This is a genomic window from Bradyrhizobium sp. SHOUNA76, assembly GCF_023006445.1.
GTDB lineage: Bacteria > Pseudomonadota > Alphaproteobacteria > Rhizobiales > Xanthobacteraceae > Bradyrhizobium.
In genome coordinates this window covers 1-1,550 of record NZ_JALBHA010000844.1, presented here as the reverse complement: position 1 = coordinate 1,550, position 1,550 = coordinate 1, and the positions used below count along the sequence as shown (strand labels likewise).

At 67.4% G+C, this 1,550-nt stretch carries 2 protein-coding genes; both read right to left on the bottom strand.

What is annotated here, in order from left to right; all coding sequences use genetic code 11:
* On the bottom strand, window positions 1-669 hold a 669-nt coding region (locus tag MOV74_RS37800; RefSeq protein WP_246932563.1), incomplete at its 3' end, for an SDR family NAD(P)-dependent oxidoreductase.
* A gap of 33 nt (window positions 670-702) precedes the next feature.
* Window positions 703-1,550: DHHA1 domain-containing protein (locus tag MOV74_RS37795; protein WP_246932561.1), on the bottom strand; the 848-nt coding region annotated here is incomplete at its 5' end.

Sequence of the window (1,550 nt, the reverse complement as noted above, 5' to 3'; positions counted from 1 at the left end):
CGTGGCGACTTTCGCCCGCTCCTCCGGATCGATCGGCGCGTTCTGCCCAGCGCCGGTCGCGCCCGTCGGGATCTTGCCCCAAATCGGCGTGTCGATGATGCCGGGATGAACCGAGTTGACGCGGATGCCGTCGCCCGCCGCCGCGCATTCCATCGCGATCGATTTGGCGAACAGCCGCACGCCGCCCTTGGTCGCCGAATAGGCCGACAGCCCAGGCGAGCCGCGCAGGCCCGCCAGCGACGACATCATGACGATCGAGCCGCCGGCATGCTTGCGCATCAGCGGCAGGCAATGCTTGACCGAGAGAAAGACGCCGTCGAGGTTGATCGCGTTCTGCTTGCGCCAATCAGAGAGTGTCATGTCGACGATCGAAGGCACGGCGATGCCGATGCCGGCGTTGGAGACCATGATGTCGAGCCGGCCGTAGCGCTTGGCCACCTCGGTGACGATCTCGATCCAACGCTCCTCGCTGGTGACGTCCTGCTCCAGGAAGATCGCCTTGCCGCCGGCCTTCGTGACGCGCTTGGCGAGCTCGGGGCCGCGCAGGCCGTCGATGTCGGTGATGACGACACTCGCGCCTTCGCGCGCAAACAGCTCGACGATGGCCTCGCCGATGCCCGAGGCGCCGCCCGTCACCAGCGCGACCCTGCCCTCAACCTGCCCTGCCATGTTCACTCCCTTTTTTGTTGTTTGAAGCAGTTGCTATCTAATCACGGATGGCCCCTGGTCCGGTAGCGCGACGTCGATGACGCGGAATTGCACGCGTTCGGTGCCCTGATAGCGATCGACCGAGAGCGAGCCCGCGACATGCAGTTGCTGGCCGCGATTGGCGAGCAGTGCGTTGCCGAGCTTCTGGCCGACCGAGCGGAACGCGATGCCGTTGACGATGGCGCCGTCGCCCGACTTGAAGCGCAGACGCAAATGCGCCTGCCCAACCTCGTCGGCAAAGACGAGCTGATGCGCCGGCAGCGCCAGCACGGCTTCCGGATTGCCGCTGCCGAACGGACCGGCACGGTTCAGCGTCGCCGCAAGCTCGGTCGTCACCGCGCGCGCGGAGACAGCGCCGTCGATATAGAGCTCGTTGACGTGGCGCGCCTCGGCGACGTCCTGCGCCAGCGCGTTCTCCAGATAAGCTCGGAATTCGGCGAGCTTCTCCTTCCGCAACGTCACGCCCGCGGCCATCGCGTGTCCACCGCCCTTGAGCAAGATGCCGTCGGCCACGGCCTGCCGCACCGCTTTGCCGAGATCGACCCCGGCAATCGAACGGCCCGAGCCGGTGCCGATGCCGCCGGGCTCGAGGGCTATGGCGAAAGCCGGCCGTGAGAATTTCTCCTTCAGGCGGGAGGCAACGAGGCCGACGACGCCGGGGTGCCAGCCTTCGGACGCCGTCACGATGACGCCGAGCTTGTCCTCCAGCCCGATCGAGGCCAGCGCCTCGGCTTCGGCCTGGGCTTCCGCGGCCTGCTCGATCACACGTCGCTCACTGTTGAGGCGGTCGAGCTCGGCGGCGATCCGCGCGGCCTCGACGCCGTCGCCTTCCAGCAGCAGCC